The sequence below is a fragment of the Marinobacter sp. LV10R520-4 genome (genome assembly GCF_002563815.1).
Taxonomy (GTDB): domain Bacteria; phylum Pseudomonadota; class Gammaproteobacteria; order Pseudomonadales; family Oleiphilaceae; genus Marinobacter.
The window spans coordinates 1,208,343-1,227,682 of record NZ_PDJM01000001.1; the positions used below are offsets into that span (position 1 = coordinate 1,208,343).

Here is a 19,340-nt window from a genome sequence, read left to right on the forward strand (position 1 = left end):
CCGGACGATTGTCAGTGTCAATCCGAGAGCAACCGACATTGTTCTTACCACTGTGACACGGTTGAAAGGCACTTCATTAGACACTCGACACCAGAGCATTCGAGAACCGTTCACAAACAGCACGTTGAGGGTTTTTCAGCGAACCGGTGAAACGCCTCATGGGATAAGGCTAGCCCGCCAATACTTCTTGCGCGGAAGAAGTCCTGGAGGTATACCACACAGTGCTTTGTCCCGCAGCGCCGGTATCGGTTGAAACTACTTGTTCAGAATGCCGTTCCAATAGCTTGATGCCGTGGATGGTGTCACTGGGATACTCACCGAAATGGTCGAAATAATACGATGAAAAGCGACCCGCATGATTAAACCCCCACTTCAGCGCATGATTTGCAACTACCGGGTCCTCGCGATGGAAGCGGATCAGGGACTCTCTTGCCTTGATCAATCGGCGTGACTGGCAGTAACTATACGGTGTCATCCCTGTACGTTTTTTCATGAGGTAATAGAAATTTCTCAGGCTCATACCCGAATCTCGGGCGATGGTTTCCAGCTCAATGTCTGTGGCTAATCGGTCATTGATCTGTTCAATGGCAGTACACAACCTTCGATCCTCTCCAATCAGGATCTTATTCTTAACCGTTGCAGCCACCGAACTTTCGCCAGCCAGATACCGGTTCAAGATTTCCTCAAGCCACCGGGTTCGTTCCATTGCATGGTGATGATCCCGAAAAAAAGGAGTCTCACGCAAATAACTTACGAGTATTTTTGCCAGTTCAAAGTCAGCGTTTTCCAGCAATCCGTTCGCGTATTTCCAAGCTGAGTGGCTAATCTGAACAATAAAAAGATGAGCCTCCGATGACAGTCGGGCTCGAAACTCTGCGTCTGGTTTGAGTACACAGGGAACCCCGGGGACGCTGTGAAAATGCACGCCTTCAACCTCAAAATCAACGCTTCCGTATGCAGGCATAATGATCGCCGTTCGGCCAGCATTGCAACCGACGACACTGGACGCGGAACGAAGATAGATACCACATACGTTAATGTCTCCCGCCTCGAGAAATGACAGGCGCGAATCAAAATCGGCTTCGCCGGCGGGTGACACGTTCACCTCTTGAGACAGTCGTGAACAGCCAGTCAACAACTGAAGCGCTGACAACCAGTTTCGCGGTTTTTTAGTTGTGGTGCGAAGGTAGTGTTCAAGCAAAAAGTCTGGGGCATTGCAGACACACATTTCTTTTGATCCTCCGGCTAATATGCATACTACTTTGTATGCAGCTCGAAACTTTACAGAAAGTCACACTTACGGATGTGACTCTTCACCTAGCCGCGCGGGTTGGGAGCCACACAAAACCCGACATAGTGAGACAAGATCGCGTTTAAATCTCTCCTTGCTCATGAATCGTCAGAAGCAAACTTTCAAAACGGTATGGGTCCCTTTTCACTACGTAATTTTCTCAGGTATCCCTGGCGTTCTATTTGATATGAATCAATTTTATTAGCCACTACATGCCAGTTCAGTCAGCCTTGCTGTCTAATCAAAAATCACGAATAGAGCTATTTTACAAAAGCTTACCTAGCCTGCCTTTGCTTAAAATGAGGCCAGTATGAGGCCTTCCGATCGGCTCGGAATTACTCTGGAGATTTAGATTAAGTGCTTGACCACTTCAATGCTGTTTCAGTGTGGTTTGGGGAGTTCAATGGTTTTTCTGCCCTTCAAGAATTCCGTCATCTCCGCCACTGGCAACGGCCGGCACAGCAAATAACCCTGAAGTTGATCACACCCTTCCTCCGCCAGGCGAGCAGCCTGCTCGGGCGTTTCGACACCCTCGGCGGTTGAACTCAAGCCCAGGCTTTTTGCTATAAACAACACAGCCGAGACGATGGCTGCATCCTTCGGGTCTACCAGCATGTCTCGCACGAAGCTTTTATCGATTTTGAGTTTGCCTATGGGCAATTCCTGCAAAAGGCTCAAAGAAGAGTAGCCGGTACCAAAATCATCCAGTGAAATAGTGATCCCTTTTTGACGCATTGCATTCAAATCGCCGATGACCTCCGGCCGAATTCTCATCAGAGCGGTTTCTGTAATTTCCAGCTCCAGCTGCCAGGGGCGAAGCCCGTTATCCGTCAATACCTGGTCGACAATCGTGGCAAGGTCTTGGCGCTGTAACTGTATGGCAGAGACATTGACGGAAACACTGGCATTCGTGAGCCCCGCGGCATGCCATGTGCTCAGTTGACGCCCCGCCTCACGCAGAACCCACTCACCCAGCGGCAGGATTAAACCGCTTTCCTCGGCAACAGGAATAAACCGGTCGGGCGGAATAATGCCCTCAAGCGGATCATTCCAGCGCAGCAGGGCCTCAAGCCCAACGATTTTGCCTGTTCTGGCCTGTACCAGCGGCTGATAATAAAGTGCCAGCTCGTTGTTTTTTAATGCGCGCCTTAGCCTGCCTTCCAGCGATATGTGTTCGAGCGCCGCAAGGTTGTAGGCAGCGGAATAAAACTGGTAATTGTTGCGCCCCTGTTCTTTGGCCTGATACATGGCGGCATCGGCGCGCTTTATCAAATCATCCACCTCACTGCCGTCCCCGGGGAACAGTGAAATCCCGATACTGCAACCGCTGTATATTTCGTTATCAGTGAACTACCAACACTAAATCGAAGATTTTGAATTGGCATCTGGGTAAACCTACTACGCGGCGATCTGATGCGCAGTATTTTCCCTTCTAATAACGATGGATTTGTGTGGTATCAGATCCATCATTATGGGGTTGGACACGCACCCCTTACAGGCTAGCCCTAAGGCCTCACCCGTTGCTTTTCTCAGGATATTAAGAGCACCGTTAATGTCGGCGTTTATGATCCCGTGTTTGCTTTGATACAGCCCTCGGCGGATTCGCTTTCCGCTGAATAGTGGTACGACGTTTTCAGGATTGTTGCCGTAAACCGGCATGAAGTCGTTGTCCAGAGCGGATGCCTTGGAGGTGTACGACTCTTCCTGAATAACGGTGGTGATGCCGAGAGCTTGGCACTTGTATTGGATTTGAGAGATCAGAATGGCATGCGGAATACCGACAAATTTCTGGTTATTCACACGGCCAATATTGACCTCCTGATTCCAGTGTTTGTTGTAACCGATGACCAGCGTGCCAATATTGTTCTCCAGGCAGCACGCGATCACCTTGCTGGAGGCCCTGTGCAACAGGTCTTTTATCCGGCGATTGCGCTTGTTGGTCACGGCGCGAATGTGGGCGTATTTGCCTTGGGAGCGAAGTTTGGCCACACGTTTGTTGTACCAGGCATTGATCGATTTCAGCGCTTTACCGTTGATCAGAACAGGGCGAACGCCCGGCTGATCGGTTGCGAGTGCGATAAGATTGTTGATGCCTAAATCGATCCCGGCCTTGCGGGATGTGTCGAGAAGACGGCAGAAGCGACCCGCCTCCACAATCTTTGATTCGTTGTAAACGATTTCGATAATGAAGCAGTTGCCCTTGGGTACAATTCTGACCTCAAGCGCAACGGTGTCGCCGACAGCCGCGTTCCATTTTTGTGAAAACCGAAACTGCGTTTTGATCGGTGGCAACACGTCGCTGGCAAAGTGCAGAGTCCCGTCAACGAACTTGAAGCCGTTTCGTCCAATGTGGACGGTGGCTGCTTTGTGGGCGTAACCGGGCTTCTTCGGCTTGGCCTTGAAGCTGGAAGGCATCTTCTTGTACGCCCGCAGAGCCGCAAAATAAGAGGTCCATTTCTGGCCAACAATCTAAGTGCAAACGCTGGCCCCGCGAAACGCTTCATGCTGCTTTCGAATGAGGATTTTCTGGGTGCGAATGTGGGTTGATTTCTCGTTGTTCATGTTGATAATATTAGGACTTGAAATAATTGGTGTCAATCATTTATACAGTGAAATTTACCGACGAAAAGAAGCCACAATTCGTGTGCACATCGAAAACCAAGATCGATCCAAATAGACGCTATCCATCCAACACTAAATCAGAGATTTTGAATTGGAATTCCGCTCATTTCGTTAAATATCCCAGGATCGAGCATGTTTTGGTTTCAGGGCGCTCACTTGGTTGTCCAGCTCTGTAACCAGCTGCGGCGGTAATTGCAGGCGCGCCGCAAGCATGGCCAGGTAAGATTTCTCAGCGGCGGTATCTACATCAATCGCCAGCAGTGAGGCAATGTAAATTTCTGACGCTACTTCCGGGCAAGTGGCACTGTTAACAATCGCGTCCATATCAACAGGGTGCCCTATTTCCTGCACCAGAACATTCTGGCTTGCGTTATCCAGCCCCAGGGATTCAATCCGCTGAAAAATAACCTGGCTCTCTTGTGCGTCCATCCGTCCGTCTGCGCGGGCCGCCGCAATCATGGCGCGTATCAGCATCAGGCCTAACCTGTCATTGGCTGCCTGATCATCTGCCGCGGGCAAAAAAGCAGATCCGGCAGGGGGCGATTTTAACGCGGCAGCATTTACAACTTGGGTTTCAGCCGCAGCTGCGCCCTGGCTATTGTTGTAACGCTGGTATGCGGTATAGGCCAACGCTCCAACCGCTGCAACCGCTGCAACCGCTGCAACACCGCCGAGCTTAAGGGCCCCCGACCCAAGTTTTTTGACAGATTTCCCGGTTATCATTTTGCTCGCAAAACCGCCGGCCAACCCACCGGCAAAACCGGTCCCAGCACCGCTACCAAGAAACGATCCCAAAAGTTTATTCATATCAACCATGGTAATAAGCCCCAGTGATAACTATTGATGTAATTGCACAGATAACCGATTCACGTAAACTGCCGCCCGCACTGTTAATCGCCAGAGTCCAGGCCTCGCTAACCCTATAAGACTGTCAGCGGACGCAGACGTTCCTGCAACCACACGGTTTTTCAGACGAAAATTCGGAACAGGTTTATTTTCCTGCAAAGTGATCTTCCTCGGATTAGAATAAATTTGGCGATCTATTTAAACCACTCACCCATAACCTTCACACACTCAGGAGCCTGCCATGTCCATCTGGGTTGATGCCGACGCCTGCCCGGTGCCCATTCGCGAGATTATCTGTCGCGCGGCAGCACGCTGGAGGGTAGACACCACGTTTATTGCCAATCACGTTGTTCCTTTACCGCCGGGGCCGTTTATTCACACCCGCCAAGTGATGCAGGGGTTTGACGTGGCGGATAACGAAATTATGGATCAGCTCAAAGCCGGGGATCTGGTAATCACACAAGATATCCCCCTGGCCGCAGAAGCCATTGAAAAGGGTGCAGATGTGTTCAACCCTAGAGGCCAGGCATTTACCAAAGAGAATATTCGCCAACGCCTGGCGATGCGTAATTTTATGGAAGAGATGCGCAACGCCGGCCAGGTTACCGGCGGCCCGGCGCCCTTCGGCCAGAGCGACCGCAAAGAATTTGCCGACAAACTGGACCGCTGGCTGCAACGTAATCGGTAGTTGCTGGTCGAAGACCGAAACAGGAGACTTTTATGTGGGTTTTACAGCAAGCTGTGATCGGTTTTGCCTTACTGGTCGGGGTTCTGCCGCTGGCGTTCAGCCAGACCTTCCCGTCTGACGCAGGCCCCTTTCAGCTTGAAACCATCGCAGAGGGGCTGGAGCATCCCTGGAGCCTGGCGTTTCTGCCAGACGGCTCGGCTCTGGTCACCGAGCGGCCCGGAAGATTGCGAATAGTCCAAAACAGCGCGCTGGCGGCGAAGGCCATTCAAGGTGTACCCGAGGTGGCCGCATCCGGCCAGGGCGGATTATTTGACGTAACACTGCACCCGGATTTTGCCAGCAACAACACCCTGTTTCTTAGCTATGCCCATGGCTCGCCTGAGGGAATGACCACGCGGGTTGCAAGAGCGGTACTGGATGACAACGAACTCAAAGACCTTAAGGTCATCTTCGAAGCCCTACCCCGCTCGAACGGCACACGCCACTTTGGCGGCCGTATGGCTTTTGACAGCAGCGGCTATCTTTACATCGCCGTGGGCGATCGTGGTGAAAAGGATCGCGCTCAAGAAACCCGCGATGACGCCGGCGGTGTGCATCGCATTACCATCGACGGCGAACCTGCACCGGGCAATCCAGGTTTGGGAAGCTCCGCTATCCGTGACACGTTCTACACCTGGGGCAACCGCAATATTCAGGGTATGACCGTTCACCCACAGACCGGCGAAATCTGGACCCACGAACACGGCCCCCGCGGCGGCGATGAAGTGAACATCCTGCAAGCCGGCACCAATTACGGCTGGCCGGAAATTACCTACGGTATCGGCTATTCGGGGCTGCCGATCACTTCGGATACCCATAAAGAAGGCATGGCCCAGCCGTTGCACTATTGGGATCCGTCCATCGCACCGTCAGGTATGGCACTTTACAGCGGCGGCCTGTTTCCACAATGGCAGGGCGATGTGTTTGTGGGCGCATTGAAACTGCGCAAACTGGTACGACTAGGGACAAACGGAAATGACAAAGTGATTGAGGAGGAAGACTTGCTGACCGATCTGAACGAACGCCTCCGCGATGTTCGGGTTGGCCCTGATGGCGCTTTGTGGCTGCTGAGCGACGCCCCACAGGGCAAGCTTTACCGTATGGTACCCACACAATAGTGTGGGTAGGCTTATTCCGCCCTGATCCACTCAACCCGCAACTCGAACGCACCCGCGCGCTTGTCGCCCAGTAGCAAGCCCATGGCTTCTACATGTTCAACATCCAGAGGTGGGCCGGAAAGCGCGCGGCCACGAAAATGCGGGCTCAACAGGGCGATCGGTATAACCGGCTCCGTCCACTCGCCTGCGAGTGTCGGGAACTCGGCGGTATAGGCGATGGGTGAATGGCCATAACGGGCGTCGGTATAAAGTCTGAGCTGGTAACTGCGCCCATCGCCTTTCAGCCGCAGACGCAGCGAATGGCAGGCACTCAGGTCAAACTGATGGCCGCTGCTTTTCACTGACGAAAAACCACCGTTGTTCTCCAGCGATATCTGTCCGGAGAAAACCAGCCGGCCATCCACAATTGCGGGTCCACCGCGGGATTCGCCACCCATCACGCCATCGTTAACCGCGTACCACTCGGGCGCGGGCGAGGTCACGGAAAAGTCGACTAAAATAGTGCCACGGTCTACATTTGTATTCATTGAGCACGCTCCCTTAAGAAAGATCACTAAAACGCAAAACAGACATTTATATCCGCCACCCTAAACGCTAATAATTTTTCAGGCTTGATGGCGTGCATTATGATCCGTTGCAGTACACTCGTATTAAAGTTTTCTATCAGCGTACATTATTCAGTTGTGCACCGTTATTTTGTTAGTACCGACACGGGCATACGCCATGCCCGCCTTAGTCGCTCAGGGCGACTACCCGGAGATCACTTCGGCACCGAAGAAAGCATCTGGGACAAAGCTCTTGGCTCTAATCAGTGGCTAGACAACCACGCCAGAAGCCATGGTCGAATTCATAAACCCCGCAACAGAGCCATCGCTCTGATGTCACTCGCTATCTAATTATGAGGATCAATTGTGTTCAATAACATCCGTTTTATTCGCCTGCTCGCTCTGATAACGGTCTTCATGGCCGGGCCAGCCCTGGCGGCTGATCCGGTCGTGGTTTCCTCAAAAATTGATACCGAGGGCGCTGTATTGGGCCAGTTGATCTTTCAAAGTCTGGAACAAGCCGGCATCCCGGTTGAAAGCCGAATACAACTGGGGGGCACCAGTATCGTCCGCAACGCCATCAAGGCGGGTGAAATTGACATCTATCCGGAATACACCGGCAATGCTGCCTTTTTTCACAATCAGGCCGACAGCGACGTCTGGAAAAATGCCGACACCGCCTATGCTCAGGCCAGCAAACTGGACCAAGACGCGCACAATATTGTCTGGCTAACCCCCGCCAACGCCAACAACACCTGGGCCATGAGCGTACGCGGTGATCTGGCGCGGGAGCATCAGCTGACAACCCTGGATGACCTGGCAGACTATGTGAACAACGGGGGCCGCTTCAAGTTCGCCGCCAGCGCCGAGTTTGTTGAATCGGCCAGTGCCCTGCCTGCGTTTCAGGCGGCTTACGGCTTTACCCTGACCGCTGACCAACTGCTGGTGCTGTCTGGTGGAAACACTGCGGCTACCCTGCGGGCGGCGGCGCTCAACAACAATCAGGTTAACGGCGCCATGGCCTACGGCACCGATGGTGGCCTGGACGCGCTGGATCTGAAAGTGCTAACCGATACCCGCGGCGTGCAGCCGGTATACCAGCCGGCGGCCATTGTGCGAGCGGAGGTATTGGCCGCTCACCCGAACATCGCCACCGTGTTAAAGCCGGTGTTTGAATCGCTGGATCTGGCAACCCTGCGCCGCCTGAATGGCCAGGTTGCGGTGAATGGCGCGCCAGCTCAAACCGTTGCCAGGCAATACCTGGATGCCCTTAGCGGGAACTGATCGGGGTGACCCTGGATAACGCTATCGGCTCGGTCGCCGGCACCACGAACGCCCGCCCAAACCGGGTCATTCCGGTGTTGGCTGCATTGGCCTTGGTGCTGGTGTGGACTCTGAATCTGGGCAGCATCCAGCCTAATCGTATTGTGCCGGGCGAAGGCTTCGGCTTAATGGCAGCTCTGGGCGGTAGCGGTGCTCTTGCGATTACCCTGGGGCTTCTGGGCGCCATACTACTGGCGCTGTTGCCACTGCCCCGCCGCTTTGCCTGGCTGGCCGCACTGCTGGCTCTGTCACTCGCCTGGCTACCCGTATTACTGAGCGTATTCGCTGCTCAGCATCTACCCTCGAACGCACCTTACGCGCGCACGTCGATCGGCGCGGCGTTTTGGTGCCTGCTTTTCCTACTATCCCTGATGCTGCTGGAAGTGCTGGACCGCCTCGGCAGCAGCCGCCTGACACGGCTGCTGCTGCTGGCCGCCATTGTGGGTGCCTGGTCGATCATGTTCAGCGCCGACGGCCTTGCCAGCTTGTCGCTGGTGAGGGAGTTTCAGGCGCGTCCCGAACAGTTCTTTGCGGCCCTCGGCACGCATCTGGCACTTGCCTTCGGCGCTGTCGCCTGTAGCCTGGTTATTGCATTCGGACTCACCCTGAAAATGCTCGCCAGCCCCGGTTGGCGGCGGCCGGTTCTGGCGCTGGTGAGCTTTATGCAAACCATTCCCAGCCTGGCGGTGTTTGGTTTGCTAATTGCGCCGCTGAGCGCGCTTTCGAACCACTTTCCGCTGCTGCAGGAACTTGGCATTCACGGGATTGGCTGGGCGCCGGCCGCCCTGGCGCTGGTGGCCTACAGCCTGCTACCCATGGTGCGCAACAACTACGTGGCGCTTTGCGGCATTGCACCCACGCTGTTAAACGCGGGCCGCGGCATGGGCATGTCGGAACGCCAGCTGTTTTTCAAACTCAAGCTGCCACTGGCGCTGCCGGTGATGATCGAAGGCGTGCGCATTACCACAGTGCAAGCCATCGGCCTGACCGCGGTTGCGGCACTGGTAGGCGCTGGCGGCTTTGGTACTTTTATTTTCCAGGGTCTGGGCCAGGCTGCTATGGATCTGGTACTGCTGGGCGCCCTTCCCACGGTGATGCTGGCGCTGGTGGCCGATGCCGCCTTGTCGCTGCTAGCCAGCGCGCTGAAGCCGTCAAACCCGGCGCACTGAACCCACTATGACAACGGTGAGCAGAACATGATCCAACTGGAAAACCTGACCCGCCGATTCGGCGACGCCGTTGCGGTAAGCGCGGTTAATCTTAAGGTCGAAACCGGCGAGGTCTGCGTTCTGGTGGGCAGTTCGGGCTGTGGCAAGTCCACCACGCTGCAAATGATCAACCGCCTGCTGCCCATCAGCAGCGGCAATATTCTGGTGAATGGCAAAGATATCAATACCTTGAACGCCCGTGAATTGCGTCTGAGCATGGGCTACGTTATTCAGGGCACCGGGCTTTTTCCACACTGGACGGTGGCGCGAAACATTGCCACCGTACCCCACTTACTGAAGTGGGCGCCGCAACGGATTCAGCAGCGCACCGACGAACTTCTGCAACTGCTGAATCTTGAGCCGGCCCAGTATCGCAATCAGTATCCGAGCCAGCTCTCGGGCGGTCAGGCCCAGCGCGTGGGTGTTGCCCGCGCACTGGCGGCAGACCCCGATATCCTGCTGATGGACGAGCCCTTCGGCGCTCTGGACGCCATCACCCGCGACACCCTGCAACTTGAAGTACTACGCATTCAGCGCCAGATGAAAAAAACCATCGTGTTTGTAACCCACGATATCGATGAGGCCCTGAAACTGGCCAGTCGCATCGCGGTTATGGATCAAGGCCGACTGATTCAGTACGACACGCCGGACAACATCCTGCGCCACCCCGCCAGCACATTTGTCGAGAATCTGGTGGGGCAACAGGATCGTGGTCTGAAAATGCTGGCTCTGAGGCAGGTTGGCCAGGTTATGACGCCGCATATCGCGCCAGGTCCTTGCGTGGTACCTGAGGCCTCTATCTACGACGATGACAGTCTGCGTGCGGCATTGTCAGTGATGCTCTGGCACAATCTGGAGCAGTCTCCCGTTTATGATCGCCAAGGTGTACAAATTGGTCTGGTCACCCGAGCTCAGGTATGCGGGGATCTGGCCTGATGCGCAACTGGTTAACGCCCACCGCCTTGATCGTTATGCTGTTTGCGTTAAGCGCAGGTCTGCCGGCCCTGGCCCCTTGGCTGGAACAATGGCAAAACAACGCTCAGCCGCTGGTGTATCAGCGCGAGTCATTTTTAGCACTGCTGCAGAATCACGTGCTGCTGGTTTTGCTGTCGGCCGCCGCAGGCACCCTTGTTGCGGTATCCGCAGGCATATTTGTGACCCGCCGCAGTGGTCGGGATTTTCTCCCTCTGGTCAGCCAGGTTGCTTCAATCGGCCAGACCGTGCCGCCGGTGGCGGTGCTGGCATTGGCGGTTCCGGTGTTGGGCTTTGGCGAGACGCCTATTATTCTGGCGCTGATACTTTACGGGCTGTTGCCTATTTTGCGTAACACCATCAGCGGTCTGGAAGGGGTAGACGCCCGCGTGCGCAACGTGGCCCGCGGCATGGGCATGTCAGCCAGCCAGATACTGTTGAAAGTAGACTTGCCGCTGGCACTGCCGGTGATCGTAGCGGGGGTTCGCACCTCAGTGACCATCAATATAGCCACCGCGGCAATTGGCTCTACCGTGGGCGCACGCACTCTGGGTGATCCGGTGATTGCCGGGCTGGTGAATGGCAACACCGCCTACATTTTGCAGGGCGCCATCTTGATGGGTCTGCTGGCTTTAGCTACCGACAGTGTATTCGAAGCTTTTGAGAACAAGCGGGCCCGGTCTGGCGCGGCTACCAGAGCAGGCTAAGCATCAACGGAATGGTCACCACCGCCAGCAGGGTTTGCCCGCTGATGATACCGGCCATCAGCGGTGCATCACCGCCTAGCTGGCGCGCAAGAATATAAGCCGAGGTAGCTGTGGGCAAGGCTGCCAGCAGAATCATGACTTGCACCAGCAAGAGCTCAAAGCCCAGAACATAGCCGATGCCCGCGGCAATCACAGGCATCACCAGTAACTTAAGAATTGACGACGTCACAAACAGCATCGAAGCGCCGCGCAACACGTTCAGTTGCAGGCCCGCACCCACCGTCATCAAGCCCATAGGCAAAGCCAGGCTGCTCAGTGGCCCCAGGGTGCCTGCCAACAGCGGGTGAAAGCCCAGCTCGAAGTAACTCCAGGTAATACCCAGTAGCGATCCGACAATTAATGGATTTGTAATGATCATCCGCAGCACGGGCAGAAACTGTATCCGCTGGCCAGCGGTCGTCAGCGAAAACATGACGATGCACAGCAGATTCAGCATGGGCACCATAATAGCGACCACAATGGCGGTCAGTGCCAGGCCCTCATCGCCCAGCAGCATGCCGCCCGCCGCCAGTGCGACGTAGGAATTGAAGCGGGTAGCACCTTGAAACACCGACGAGAACACCGAGCCACTCCAGCGCCAAAAGCGCTGGATAATGGCCAGTATCAGAGTCATGGATGCCAGTGTTGCGCCAACCAGCACGGCAACATCGGCGTAAACCGACGGCGCCATGTGCGCCTGGCCAAGCTTGTACACGAGCATGGCGGGAAACAGAACGTAATAGGTAAAACGTTCTGCCTGGGGCCAGAATTCAGGCCCGGGGAAATTCCAGCGGCGAAAAAGGTGCCCCAGGGTAATCAGCAGAACAACCGGCACCAATGCATTGAAGAAAACGTTCATTGCCCAGCCCTGTGGAGGAAAAAACTAATGCAAAGCTTGCTATAGTTTTACAGGCAGAACAACCGGTGCTTCGGTTATCGTAAATAAGATTGTTATCAAGGTGCGCATTACAGCAAAGAATAGCCGCAGTTGACGTTCAGCCGGGCATCCCGCTGTTTACTGGTAACGCTGTACAATACGCTCCAGTTCACCTGCGGCCCGGGCTTCGTCCAGCGCTTGCTGCAAGTCTGCCACAATGGCGGGGTCGGTTTCGTTGCTGAACGCCAGATACATGGGCGTTTCACGGAATGTAAGAACCGGCTTAAGGCCGCTAACGCCAAATTCTTTCTTGGCCACCAGAGGGCCCACCAGGCCGTCCGTTACCCAAAGATCCGCCTGGCCCAGCACCAGGCGGCGGGTATTAACCTCGCCCGAGGCTGCCATAATCACGTTAAAGCCCTGAGCGGTTAAATAATCCGACATCACATCGCCTTTGTAACCCGCAATTTGAAGGTCTTTGGCGTCGTTCAGCGAATTCAAGGTTATGTCAGAATCCGGAGCCGCGAACAAAGTCCACTGAATGGACGCCAGCGGGCCCACCCACTGGAACTGATTGGCGCGCTCGTCGGTTTTTGCGGTACAAAACAAAGCGTGATTTTTTCGACCCTGAACCCAGTTGTACGCGTAATTCCAGGCCCGCATTTTCATCATATAATCATAATCAACCCGAGCCAGTGCGGCTTTGACCATGTCAGTGCAAATGCCGGTGATGTCGTCTTCATTATGGGCAACCGCCTTGCCAGAAAAGGTGTCGTTATAGGGCGGGTATTTTTCAGTAAAAATGTACAGTTTCTCAGCACCCACAGCGGTTGCCGTCGCGCTGAATAACAGCAGCGACAATAAGCCGTAGCTAAGACCTTTCACAGCACAAGCAGTCAGAGAATTCATGGCGGTCGGCATTCAGCATGTCCTTATCACTGGTTTTAGTGCACGAACTGCACTTTACACACCGCGGGATTGGACACCGTAACCACTGCTGATTGCAACCCAATCTGCCCAAACTTCTGACGCCCATCAAAGAAATACCGAGCTAAAACCTATAGTCCCAGCTCAAGCACCCGTTAAGGCTGAGGTTGCCGTGCATATGATAGGGCTGGCATTGTCGTGTATCCGCCAAAGTGGCCGGTTTTAAACAAACTTTGTGTCATTGGCTTGCGTATTTCTCTGGCTGCCGATGTGAATTGTCAACAGTTGTCAGGCTTAGGGCTTCAAAGTAGCCCTAAGCGATGGCAGAAATTCGTCACACACAGCAATTATGTTGATTCGGTTCAACAGCGAGGAAGCCCATGAAAACGAGCAAGTGGATATGGTTCGTCTGGTTATTGGTCGTGTTGTGCTACGTCGTTCCCTACGGTGTTCTGTCGGACATGCAGACTTGGTACGGCAGTTTTCTATTCTGGAGCCTGATCGGTGTGCTGATCATCGGCGCTAACATTTTCATGACAAAGAACTTCGAGGACTACTGATCATGAGCGAATCATTGATCTGGTGGTCAGTCGGCGTTTATGTGCTTGTCGCCCTCACCATCGCCGTGCTGTCTCGTCAGGGCAAAGCCGCAAATATGTCGAGCTATTTCCTAGGTGACAGACAAATGAACGGTTTCGTCTCTGCGCTGAGCTACAGCGCAACGACCTACAGCGCTTTCATGATGGTGGGCCTTGCCGGTCTAACCTATAAGGGTGGCGTGGGCGCCTTGGGTTTCGAGATCATTTACTTCGCCGGCGTTTCATTGGTGGCAGTCTTCGGACCCAAGTTCTGGGCGGTGGGTAAGACGTTCGGTTTTGTCACACCCAGCGAAATGCTGGGCCACCGCTACACATCCAAACCGGTGGCAGTGGCCGTCTCCGTCGCCAGTTGCTTGTTTCTGATCCCTTACGCTGCCGTTCAACTGTCTGGCGTAGGCTATCTGATGCAGGGCATGACCGGTGGCGCGATTCCCTTTACTACCGGTCTTATGGTCGCAACCGCCCTGGCTATTCTGTTCTCTTACGTCGCAGGTATTCGCTCGGTCATGTGAACCGACTCCTTGCAGGCAGTCCTGATGATCGTAGTTTCGACCCTGGTTGCCCTGCTGGCAATTTCGGAGCTTGGCGGCTTTTCGGGTCTGTTCCACATCCTTGAAATCGAGCATCCGCAGTCCTTGTCCGTCCCCGGCAGCGGGCTGTTCAGCTTTGTAACGTTCCTCGGCCTGACCATTTCCTGGTTCTTTTTCGCACTGACCAATCCCCAAGTGAGCCAGCGTTTGTTTATGCCTTCATCACTGAAGGCCATGCGTCAGATGCTAGTAGGCTTCCTGGTATTTGGCCTCGTCTACACCCTGACTTCCATCCTCTGGGGCTTTACCGCGCTGGCTGCCTTTCCAGGCCTGTCTAACCCCGACATGGCCACGCCAACGCTGCTCGCTTCTGACATGATTCCACCGGTGCTGGGCGTCCTTGTCATGATTGGCATCATGGCGGCCGCCGTGTCGACCATCGACTCCATCATGCTGACGCTGGCGTCCATGTTGTCCCGGGACGTCTATGCCAACGTCAAACCTGGCACTAGCGAAAAGCGTCAGCTTACCATCGGCAAGATCGTCCTCCCGATCATCGCAATATTGGCGTATGGCTTTGCCCAGCTTGAACTTAACCTCATCGCGGTATTGTCCGTTGCTGCCTCTTCGGGTCTGGCAGTCATGGTTCCGGCGATCATCGGCGCCTTCTACTGGCGTCGCGGTACTGCAGCTGGCGTGCTCGTCAGCGTGATCGGTACCGGCCTGTTCGTGATCTATGCGTACATCAATGGCGGCAAGGTACTGGGAATCCCGGCAGGTATCTGGGGCGTTCCGCTCTCAACGCTGTTGTTTATTGGTGTCAGCCTGCTCACCAAGGCTCCCACTGCGGTAGCTGACGAGTTCCTAAAGGCGGCCAACAGCCATCGTAAAACGGCTCAACCTGCAGTCAGTTTCAACCCGGCGGTTAAGAACGTCTAGGCGCTGTTGACGTTTCATTACATCAGCAACCATAAAACCCAGAAGCCATTGCGACGACGCCCTGATAGTTGCGTTTCAACGGCCTGCGGTTCGTCTAAAATGGCCAAATCGATGCGATCGAGTTTTCTCATCTCACCTTTATCTTTCGCTTGGAAATAGTCTCAAAGCAGTTAGTCTTGGTGTTTCTCGTGAAAATAAAGACGAGCCTATCAATTTTTTTAAGATAATAAGCGTTTAATTTTGCCGCATCTATATACACTTGTATTCGTGCTATGGGTCATGGGTAATCGTGGCCTGAACAGGAGAGTGACTATGATTATTGGTGTACCAAAGGAAATTAAGAATAATGAATTCCGCGTTGGTTTAGGGCCCCAAGCTGTCCAGGAGTTAGTCGCCCACGGTCATCAGGTGGTGGTTCAGGCCAGTGCCGGTGCGGGCATTGATTTTACGGATGAGCAATACTTGGCTGCCGGTGCAAGTCTTGTGGCTTCTGCGGAGGAAGTGTTTGGGCAGGCTGAACTGATCGTAAAAGTAAAAGAACCCCAACCCAGCGAGCGAGCTTTGCTTCGCTCTCACCATACGTTGTTTGCCTACCTGCACCTTGCCCCGGATGTTGCGCAAACCAAAGATTTGTTGGAGAGCGGGGCCACCTGCATCGCGTATGAGACCGTGACCGACGGAAAAGGCGGTTTGCCGTTGCTGGCCCCCATGTCGGAAGTTGCCGGGCGTATGAGCATTCAAGCTGGGGCTCGGTGTCTGGAAAAGTCTCAGGGTGGACGGGGTTTGTTGTTGGGTGGCGTGCCCGGAGTGCAGGCGGCGACAGTGACGATCATTGGTGGTGGCGTGGTGGGCTTCGCTGCGACGCAGATGGCGGTGGGCATGGGCGCTCGCGTACTGGTGCTGGATAAGTCCATGGAGGTGCTGAGACGCTTTGATGCGATTTTTGAAAACCGGGTTCAGACCTTGTTTTCCTGTGTTAAGACGGTTGAGGAAGCGGTACTGCAAGCGGATGTTGTCATTGGTGGTGTGCTGATTCCCGGGGCGGCGGCGCCTAAACTGGTGACTCGTGAGCTGATATCGAGAATGAAGCCAGGTTCAGTGGTCGTAGATGTTGCCATTGACCAGGGCGGCTGTTTTGAGACGTCAAAACCGACCACTCATGCCGATCCCACTTATGTGGTGGACGGTGTGGTGCACTACTGCGTTGCCAATATGCCCGGAGCCGTTGCCCGAACGTCTACTTATGCCCTTAACAATGCGACGCTGCCTTATGTGTTGCAGATCGCCAATAAAGGCCCGCGCAAGGCCCTGGAAGACAATGAACACCTGCTGAACGGGCTAAACGTTGTGAAAGGCCAGCTTACCTGTCCATCTGTAGGCGTTGCGCAAGGAATCGAGTCCATCAGTCCGACACAGGGACTGAAGTTGATCGATTGAGACAGCGCGCCAGTCAAGCAGTGTGACCCACCCGCACCGAGTTCACTTTCGATCGGTGGGTTGCTTAGTGCGCTCTTAACGATTTTCAAGAAATCGGGCGATCGTTTCATGGCCAAGAAACTCTCTATTTACCGATGAAAAAGATTCGACAGATGATTGAGACTGATTTACTCCTTGATCAAAAACAAGACCATTAAGCGCAAAAAAGCCGATGGTTTTTGTCAGGTCCAGCGCAATGGTCAAAGTTGCGACGGCTGCACCGAACAGGGGAACTCCCCGCTCTGTTGCGAGTCACACCGCGCCAACTGCTGTCATTTTTAAGGAGTAAGGATGCTTTCCGTGAATCTGGGGCCACTAAGCTTGCCCATGGGCCATCTGCTGCTGCTATTCGCCTTTGTAGTAGCGCTTATAATCGGTGCTATAGCCGGGCGTAAAGAAGGTGTCCCCATCGCCGGCACCCTGGCGGATATTTTCCTGGTAGCCCTGCTGAGCGCGCGCATTGGCTTTGTTGCGCTTTACTTTGAATACTATCGCGATGACCTGCTGGGCATTATTGATATTCGCGATGGCGGTTTCAGCGTGCTGGCCGGTATCGCCGGAGCCTTGGTATTTGCAGCCTGGCGAATGCGTCGGCACGCGCGAATACGTCGCCCACTGGCCATTGCCATGACAGCGGGCCTGATCAGTTGGGGCACAATTGCCGGGTTAATCGCCCTAATGGAGCAGCAAACCGCCAGCTTGCCCCAAGCCAGCCTCGCCACTCTTGATGGCAAGCCCATACAATTGTCTGAACTGGCGCCGGGCACGCCCATGGTGGTGAATCTGTGGGCCACCTGGTGTCCGCCCTGCATTCGCGAAATGCCCGTGTTGGAGCAGGCACAGAAAGACAATCCCGGTGTGGCCTTTGTGTTTGTAAATCAGGGTGAGCGACCGGAAACAATTCGCCGTTTTATGCAAGAGCAGGGCCTAACCCTGAATAACCTGATGACCGATTTCAGCGGTAGCCTTGGCCGCAATACAGGCAGCCACGGCCTGCCTACTACCTTGTTTTATAACGCTGAAGGCCGACAGGTGGATGCTCATATAGGCGAGCTGTCCAATGCCACCCTAGCCAGCAATCTGGAACAGCTTGAGGCTCCCTGAGCCGTAATCAACGTATCTGACCCTATAGGAGAGAATTGTTATGGCTTCACCCGCCACCTTTACAGCCAGCGCATTTGCAATCCACAAACCAGGCCGCTGGCAGCCATCGCTAATGGCGGCACTGGCCGCCGCCACTCTGGGCGCTAGTGGCATCGCCCTCGCCCAGGAAAGCTACCCGCCTGCGGTGCAGTTGTTGATTGACCGCGGCGTGTCCATTGCTGACAGTTTCGAAGCACCCGGCGGCCTGACCGGCTACGCCGGCGACATGCAGGGTCGGCCAGTGGCGTTCTACCTGACTCCCGACGGCGACCATATTATTGTTGGCCCCATGCTAAATGCTAATGGCGACAACCTCACTGAACCAAAAATCCAGGAACTGGTACAAGGGCCGCTGAACCAGAAAGCCTGGGCGCAAATGGAAGAGAGCGCCTGGGTACTTGATGGCAGCGCCGATGCGCCGGTCATCGTGTATACCTTTACCGATCCCAACTGCCCTTACTGCCATCGTTTCCGCCAGGCGGCAGAGCCCTGGATTGATGCCGGAAAAGTGCAACTACGACACGTGATGGTGGGCATACTGCGCGAGGATAGCCTATCTAAAGCCGCCACCATTCTGGGCGCAGACGACCCCCAGGCCGCCCTGCGCGACAACCAGCAAAGTTACAACAACGGCGGCATAGAGGTGAACCGCGAGCTGGTCAGTGCCAACAACAAACGCATTACCGCAAATAACCGTTTGATGGGCGAACTGGGGCTGAGCGCCACCCCCAGCACCTATTACAAAGATGAAAATGATCAGATCCAGATGCAGCAGGGCTTACCGCGCCCCGAAGACATGCCTACAGTGATGGGAAGTGCCCAGCCCTGATTGCTGTTAGCACCTCAGGCCCGGCGGTTGTCGTTGACATCGTCTGCAAGCCAAGCCTTGATCAGCGATTGATAGGGCATATCCCGCTTGTTAGCCTCGATTTTGATCCGATCAAGGAGAGTTTCGGGCAAGCGGAGCGAGATCGTCTTGGTTGACGGCTTCAACTTCGGGAAGGACGCCGGTTTTGCCTGATTCCAGTCCAGGTAATCGGAGGAGTCGTGAGCTTCCCAGAACTCTCGTTCTTCCGCTTCTGATTTGAACTCAGGCATCTTTTTTAGCGTGCTCATAAACAGCCCTCTCTTTGCGGTGTATGTCGCGGGCGGAAATTACTCGAATCAGTGCATCGTTATGCCTTAGCGTGAAAGTAATGTGCAGCAGTCTCGCATCATCTGTTTCACCAAGGGCATGTAAACGGACTTCGGCTTGGCTGTGCTTGGAGTCTTCCAACACCAAAAGCGGCTCATTAAAGAAAATGGCTTCCGCCTCAGACTGGCTGACGTGATGTTTCTCTGAATTTTTCCGGGAGTTGCCATCGTCCCAGTTAAAGCCAGTAATTTGTGCCCAATTGATCATAAATGTATATTATCAACATATACGCAGGCGTCAACAGGTTCTAACCAAT

At 54.5% G+C, this 19,340-nt stretch carries 20 protein-coding genes and 1 pseudogene; 11 read left to right on the plus strand and 10 right to left on the minus strand.

The genetic code is table 11. The features are described from left to right. Window positions 1-169: 169 nt before the first annotated feature. From ATG98_RS05715 to ATG98_RS05730, 4 genes are all read right to left on the minus strand, one after another. Window positions 170-1,228 carry an AraC family transcriptional regulator gene (locus ATG98_RS05715; protein WP_098422363.1) on the minus strand — a complete coding sequence of 353 codons (1,059 nt, stop codon included), beginning with the start codon at window positions 1,226-1,228 and terminating at the stop codon, window positions 170-172. A gap of 444 nt (window positions 1,229-1,672) precedes the next feature. Beyond that, window positions 1,673-2,626 (minus strand): putative bifunctional diguanylate cyclase/phosphodiesterase, encoded by a 954-nt coding sequence (locus ATG98_RS05720; protein WP_228706252.1) that lies wholly within the window; start codon window positions 2,624-2,626, stop codon window positions 1,673-1,675. A gap of 63 nt (window positions 2,627-2,689) precedes the next feature. Further along, entirely contained in the window at window positions 2,690-3,760 is a 1,071-nt protein-coding gene (locus ATG98_RS05725; protein ID WP_228706253.1) for an RNA-guided endonuclease InsQ/TnpB family protein, read from the minus strand. Window positions 3,761-4,024: 264 nt separating this feature from the next. Beyond that, window positions 4,025-4,729: a tellurite resistance TerB family protein gene (locus ATG98_RS05730; protein WP_098422364.1), complete on the minus strand. Its 705-nt coding sequence runs from the start codon at window positions 4,727-4,729 to the stop codon at window positions 4,025-4,027. Between the two features lie 271 nt (window positions 4,730-5,000). Between ATG98_RS05730 and ATG98_RS05735 the strand changes: the two genes are divergently transcribed. Then, window positions 5,001-5,447: a YaiI/YqxD family protein gene (locus ATG98_RS05735; RefSeq protein WP_098422365.1), complete on the plus strand. Its 447-nt coding sequence runs from the start codon at window positions 5,001-5,003 to the stop codon at window positions 5,445-5,447. Between the two features lie 32 nt (window positions 5,448-5,479). After that, a complete protein-coding gene (locus tag ATG98_RS05740) occupies window positions 5,480-6,604 on the plus strand; it encodes a PQQ-dependent sugar dehydrogenase (RefSeq protein WP_098422366.1) in 1,125 nt (374 codons plus the stop codon). Window positions 6,605-6,615: 11 nt separating this feature from the next. Here ATG98_RS05740 and ATG98_RS05745 read toward each other — a convergent pair whose 3' ends face one another. Further along, entirely contained in the window at window positions 6,616-7,131 is a 516-nt protein-coding gene (locus ATG98_RS05745) for a CIA30 family protein (protein ID WP_098419873.1), read from the minus strand. Window positions 7,132-7,566: 435 nt separating this feature from the next. On the opposite strand from ATG98_RS05745, the gene ATG98_RS05750 reads away from it, so the two are divergent. Genes ATG98_RS05750 through ATG98_RS05765 form a run of 4 tightly spaced genes read left to right on the plus strand, consistent with a single transcriptional unit; the run spans window position 7,567 to window position 11,359 of the window. After that, a complete protein-coding gene (locus tag ATG98_RS05750; protein WP_098421747.1) occupies window positions 7,567-8,433 on the plus strand; it encodes an ABC transporter substrate-binding protein in 867 nt (288 codons plus the stop codon). Window positions 8,434-8,438: 5 nt separating this feature from the next. Next, window positions 8,439-9,641, plus strand: a complete 1,203-nt coding sequence (locus tag ATG98_RS05755) for an ABC transporter permease (RefSeq protein WP_228706025.1) — start codon at window positions 8,439-8,441, stop codon at window positions 9,639-9,641. 27 nt (window positions 9,642-9,668) lie between these two features. After that, window positions 9,669-10,616 (plus strand): ABC transporter ATP-binding protein, encoded by a 948-nt coding sequence (locus ATG98_RS05760; RefSeq protein WP_098419874.1) that lies wholly within the window; start codon window positions 9,669-9,671, stop codon window positions 10,614-10,616. Then, window positions 10,616-11,359, plus strand: coding sequence for an ABC transporter permease (locus tag ATG98_RS05765; protein ID WP_098421749.1), 744 nt, complete (start codon window positions 10,616-10,618; stop codon window positions 11,357-11,359). The genes ATG98_RS05760 and ATG98_RS05765 overlap by 1 nt, the downstream gene beginning before the upstream one ends. On the opposite strand, the gene ATG98_RS05770 is transcribed toward ATG98_RS05765, so the two are convergent. Continuing rightward, a complete protein-coding gene (locus ATG98_RS05770; RefSeq protein ID WP_098422367.1) occupies window positions 11,343-12,257 on the minus strand; it encodes an AEC family transporter in 915 nt (304 codons plus the stop codon). The two genes, ATG98_RS05765 and ATG98_RS05770, sit on opposite strands and share 17 nt — an antisense overlap. 156 nt (window positions 12,258-12,413) lie before the next feature. Beyond that, the gene (locus ATG98_RS05775; RefSeq protein ID WP_098419876.1) at window positions 12,414-13,196 is read right to left on the minus strand and encodes a substrate-binding periplasmic protein; all 783 of its coding nucleotides are present in this window, start codon (window positions 13,194-13,196) and stop codon (window positions 12,414-12,416) included. Between the two features lie 386 nt (window positions 13,197-13,582). Here ATG98_RS05775 and ATG98_RS05780 point away from each other — a divergent pair, with 386 nt between their 5' ends. The 3 genes and pseudogenes from ATG98_RS05780 (at window position 13,583) to ald (ending at window position 16,707) form a co-directional block, all read left to right on the plus strand. Next, a complete protein-coding gene (locus tag ATG98_RS05780) occupies window positions 13,583-13,762 on the plus strand; it encodes a hypothetical protein (protein WP_098422368.1) in 180 nt (59 codons plus the stop codon). A gap of 95 nt (window positions 13,763-13,857) precedes the next feature. Beyond that, window positions 13,858-15,270: pseudogene (locus ATG98_RS21970) on the plus strand (sodium:solute symporter family protein). A gap of 312 nt (window positions 15,271-15,582) precedes the next feature. Next, complete coding sequence (ald, locus tag ATG98_RS05790; protein ID WP_098422369.1) at window positions 15,583-16,707, plus strand: alanine dehydrogenase; 1,125 nt, start codon at window positions 15,583-15,585, stop codon at window positions 16,705-16,707. Window positions 16,708-16,782: 75 nt separating this feature from the next. Here the strand turns inward: ald and ATG98_RS21805 are convergent, their stop codons facing one another. Next, entirely contained in the window at window positions 16,783-16,950 is a 168-nt protein-coding gene (locus ATG98_RS21805; protein WP_179888061.1) for a hypothetical protein, read from the minus strand. 87 nt (window positions 16,951-17,037) lie between these two features. Between ATG98_RS21805 and ATG98_RS05795 the strand changes: the two genes are divergently transcribed. After that, window positions 17,038-17,850, plus strand: coding sequence for a TlpA disulfide reductase family protein (locus ATG98_RS05795; protein ID WP_098422370.1), 813 nt, complete (start codon window positions 17,038-17,040; stop codon window positions 17,848-17,850). Between the two features lie 40 nt (window positions 17,851-17,890). After that, window positions 17,891-18,718: a thiol:disulfide interchange protein DsbG gene (dsbG, locus tag ATG98_RS05800; RefSeq protein WP_098419880.1), complete on the plus strand. Its 828-nt coding sequence runs from the start codon at window positions 17,891-17,893 to the stop codon at window positions 18,716-18,718. A gap of 14 nt (window positions 18,719-18,732) precedes the next feature. Here dsbG and ATG98_RS05805 read toward each other — a convergent pair whose 3' ends face one another. Together ATG98_RS05805 and ATG98_RS05810 are read right to left on the minus strand one after the other, a co-directional pair. Beyond that, window positions 18,733-19,005, minus strand: a complete 273-nt coding sequence (locus tag ATG98_RS05805; RefSeq protein ID WP_098419881.1) for a BrnA antitoxin family protein — start codon at window positions 19,003-19,005, stop codon at window positions 18,733-18,735. Then, complete coding sequence (locus tag ATG98_RS05810) at window positions 18,980-19,291, minus strand: BrnT family toxin (protein ID WP_098419882.1); 312 nt, start codon at window positions 19,289-19,291, stop codon at window positions 18,980-18,982. Before ATG98_RS05810 ends, ATG98_RS05805 begins: the two co-directional genes overlap by 26 nt. Window positions 19,292-19,340 lie beyond the last annotated feature (49 nt).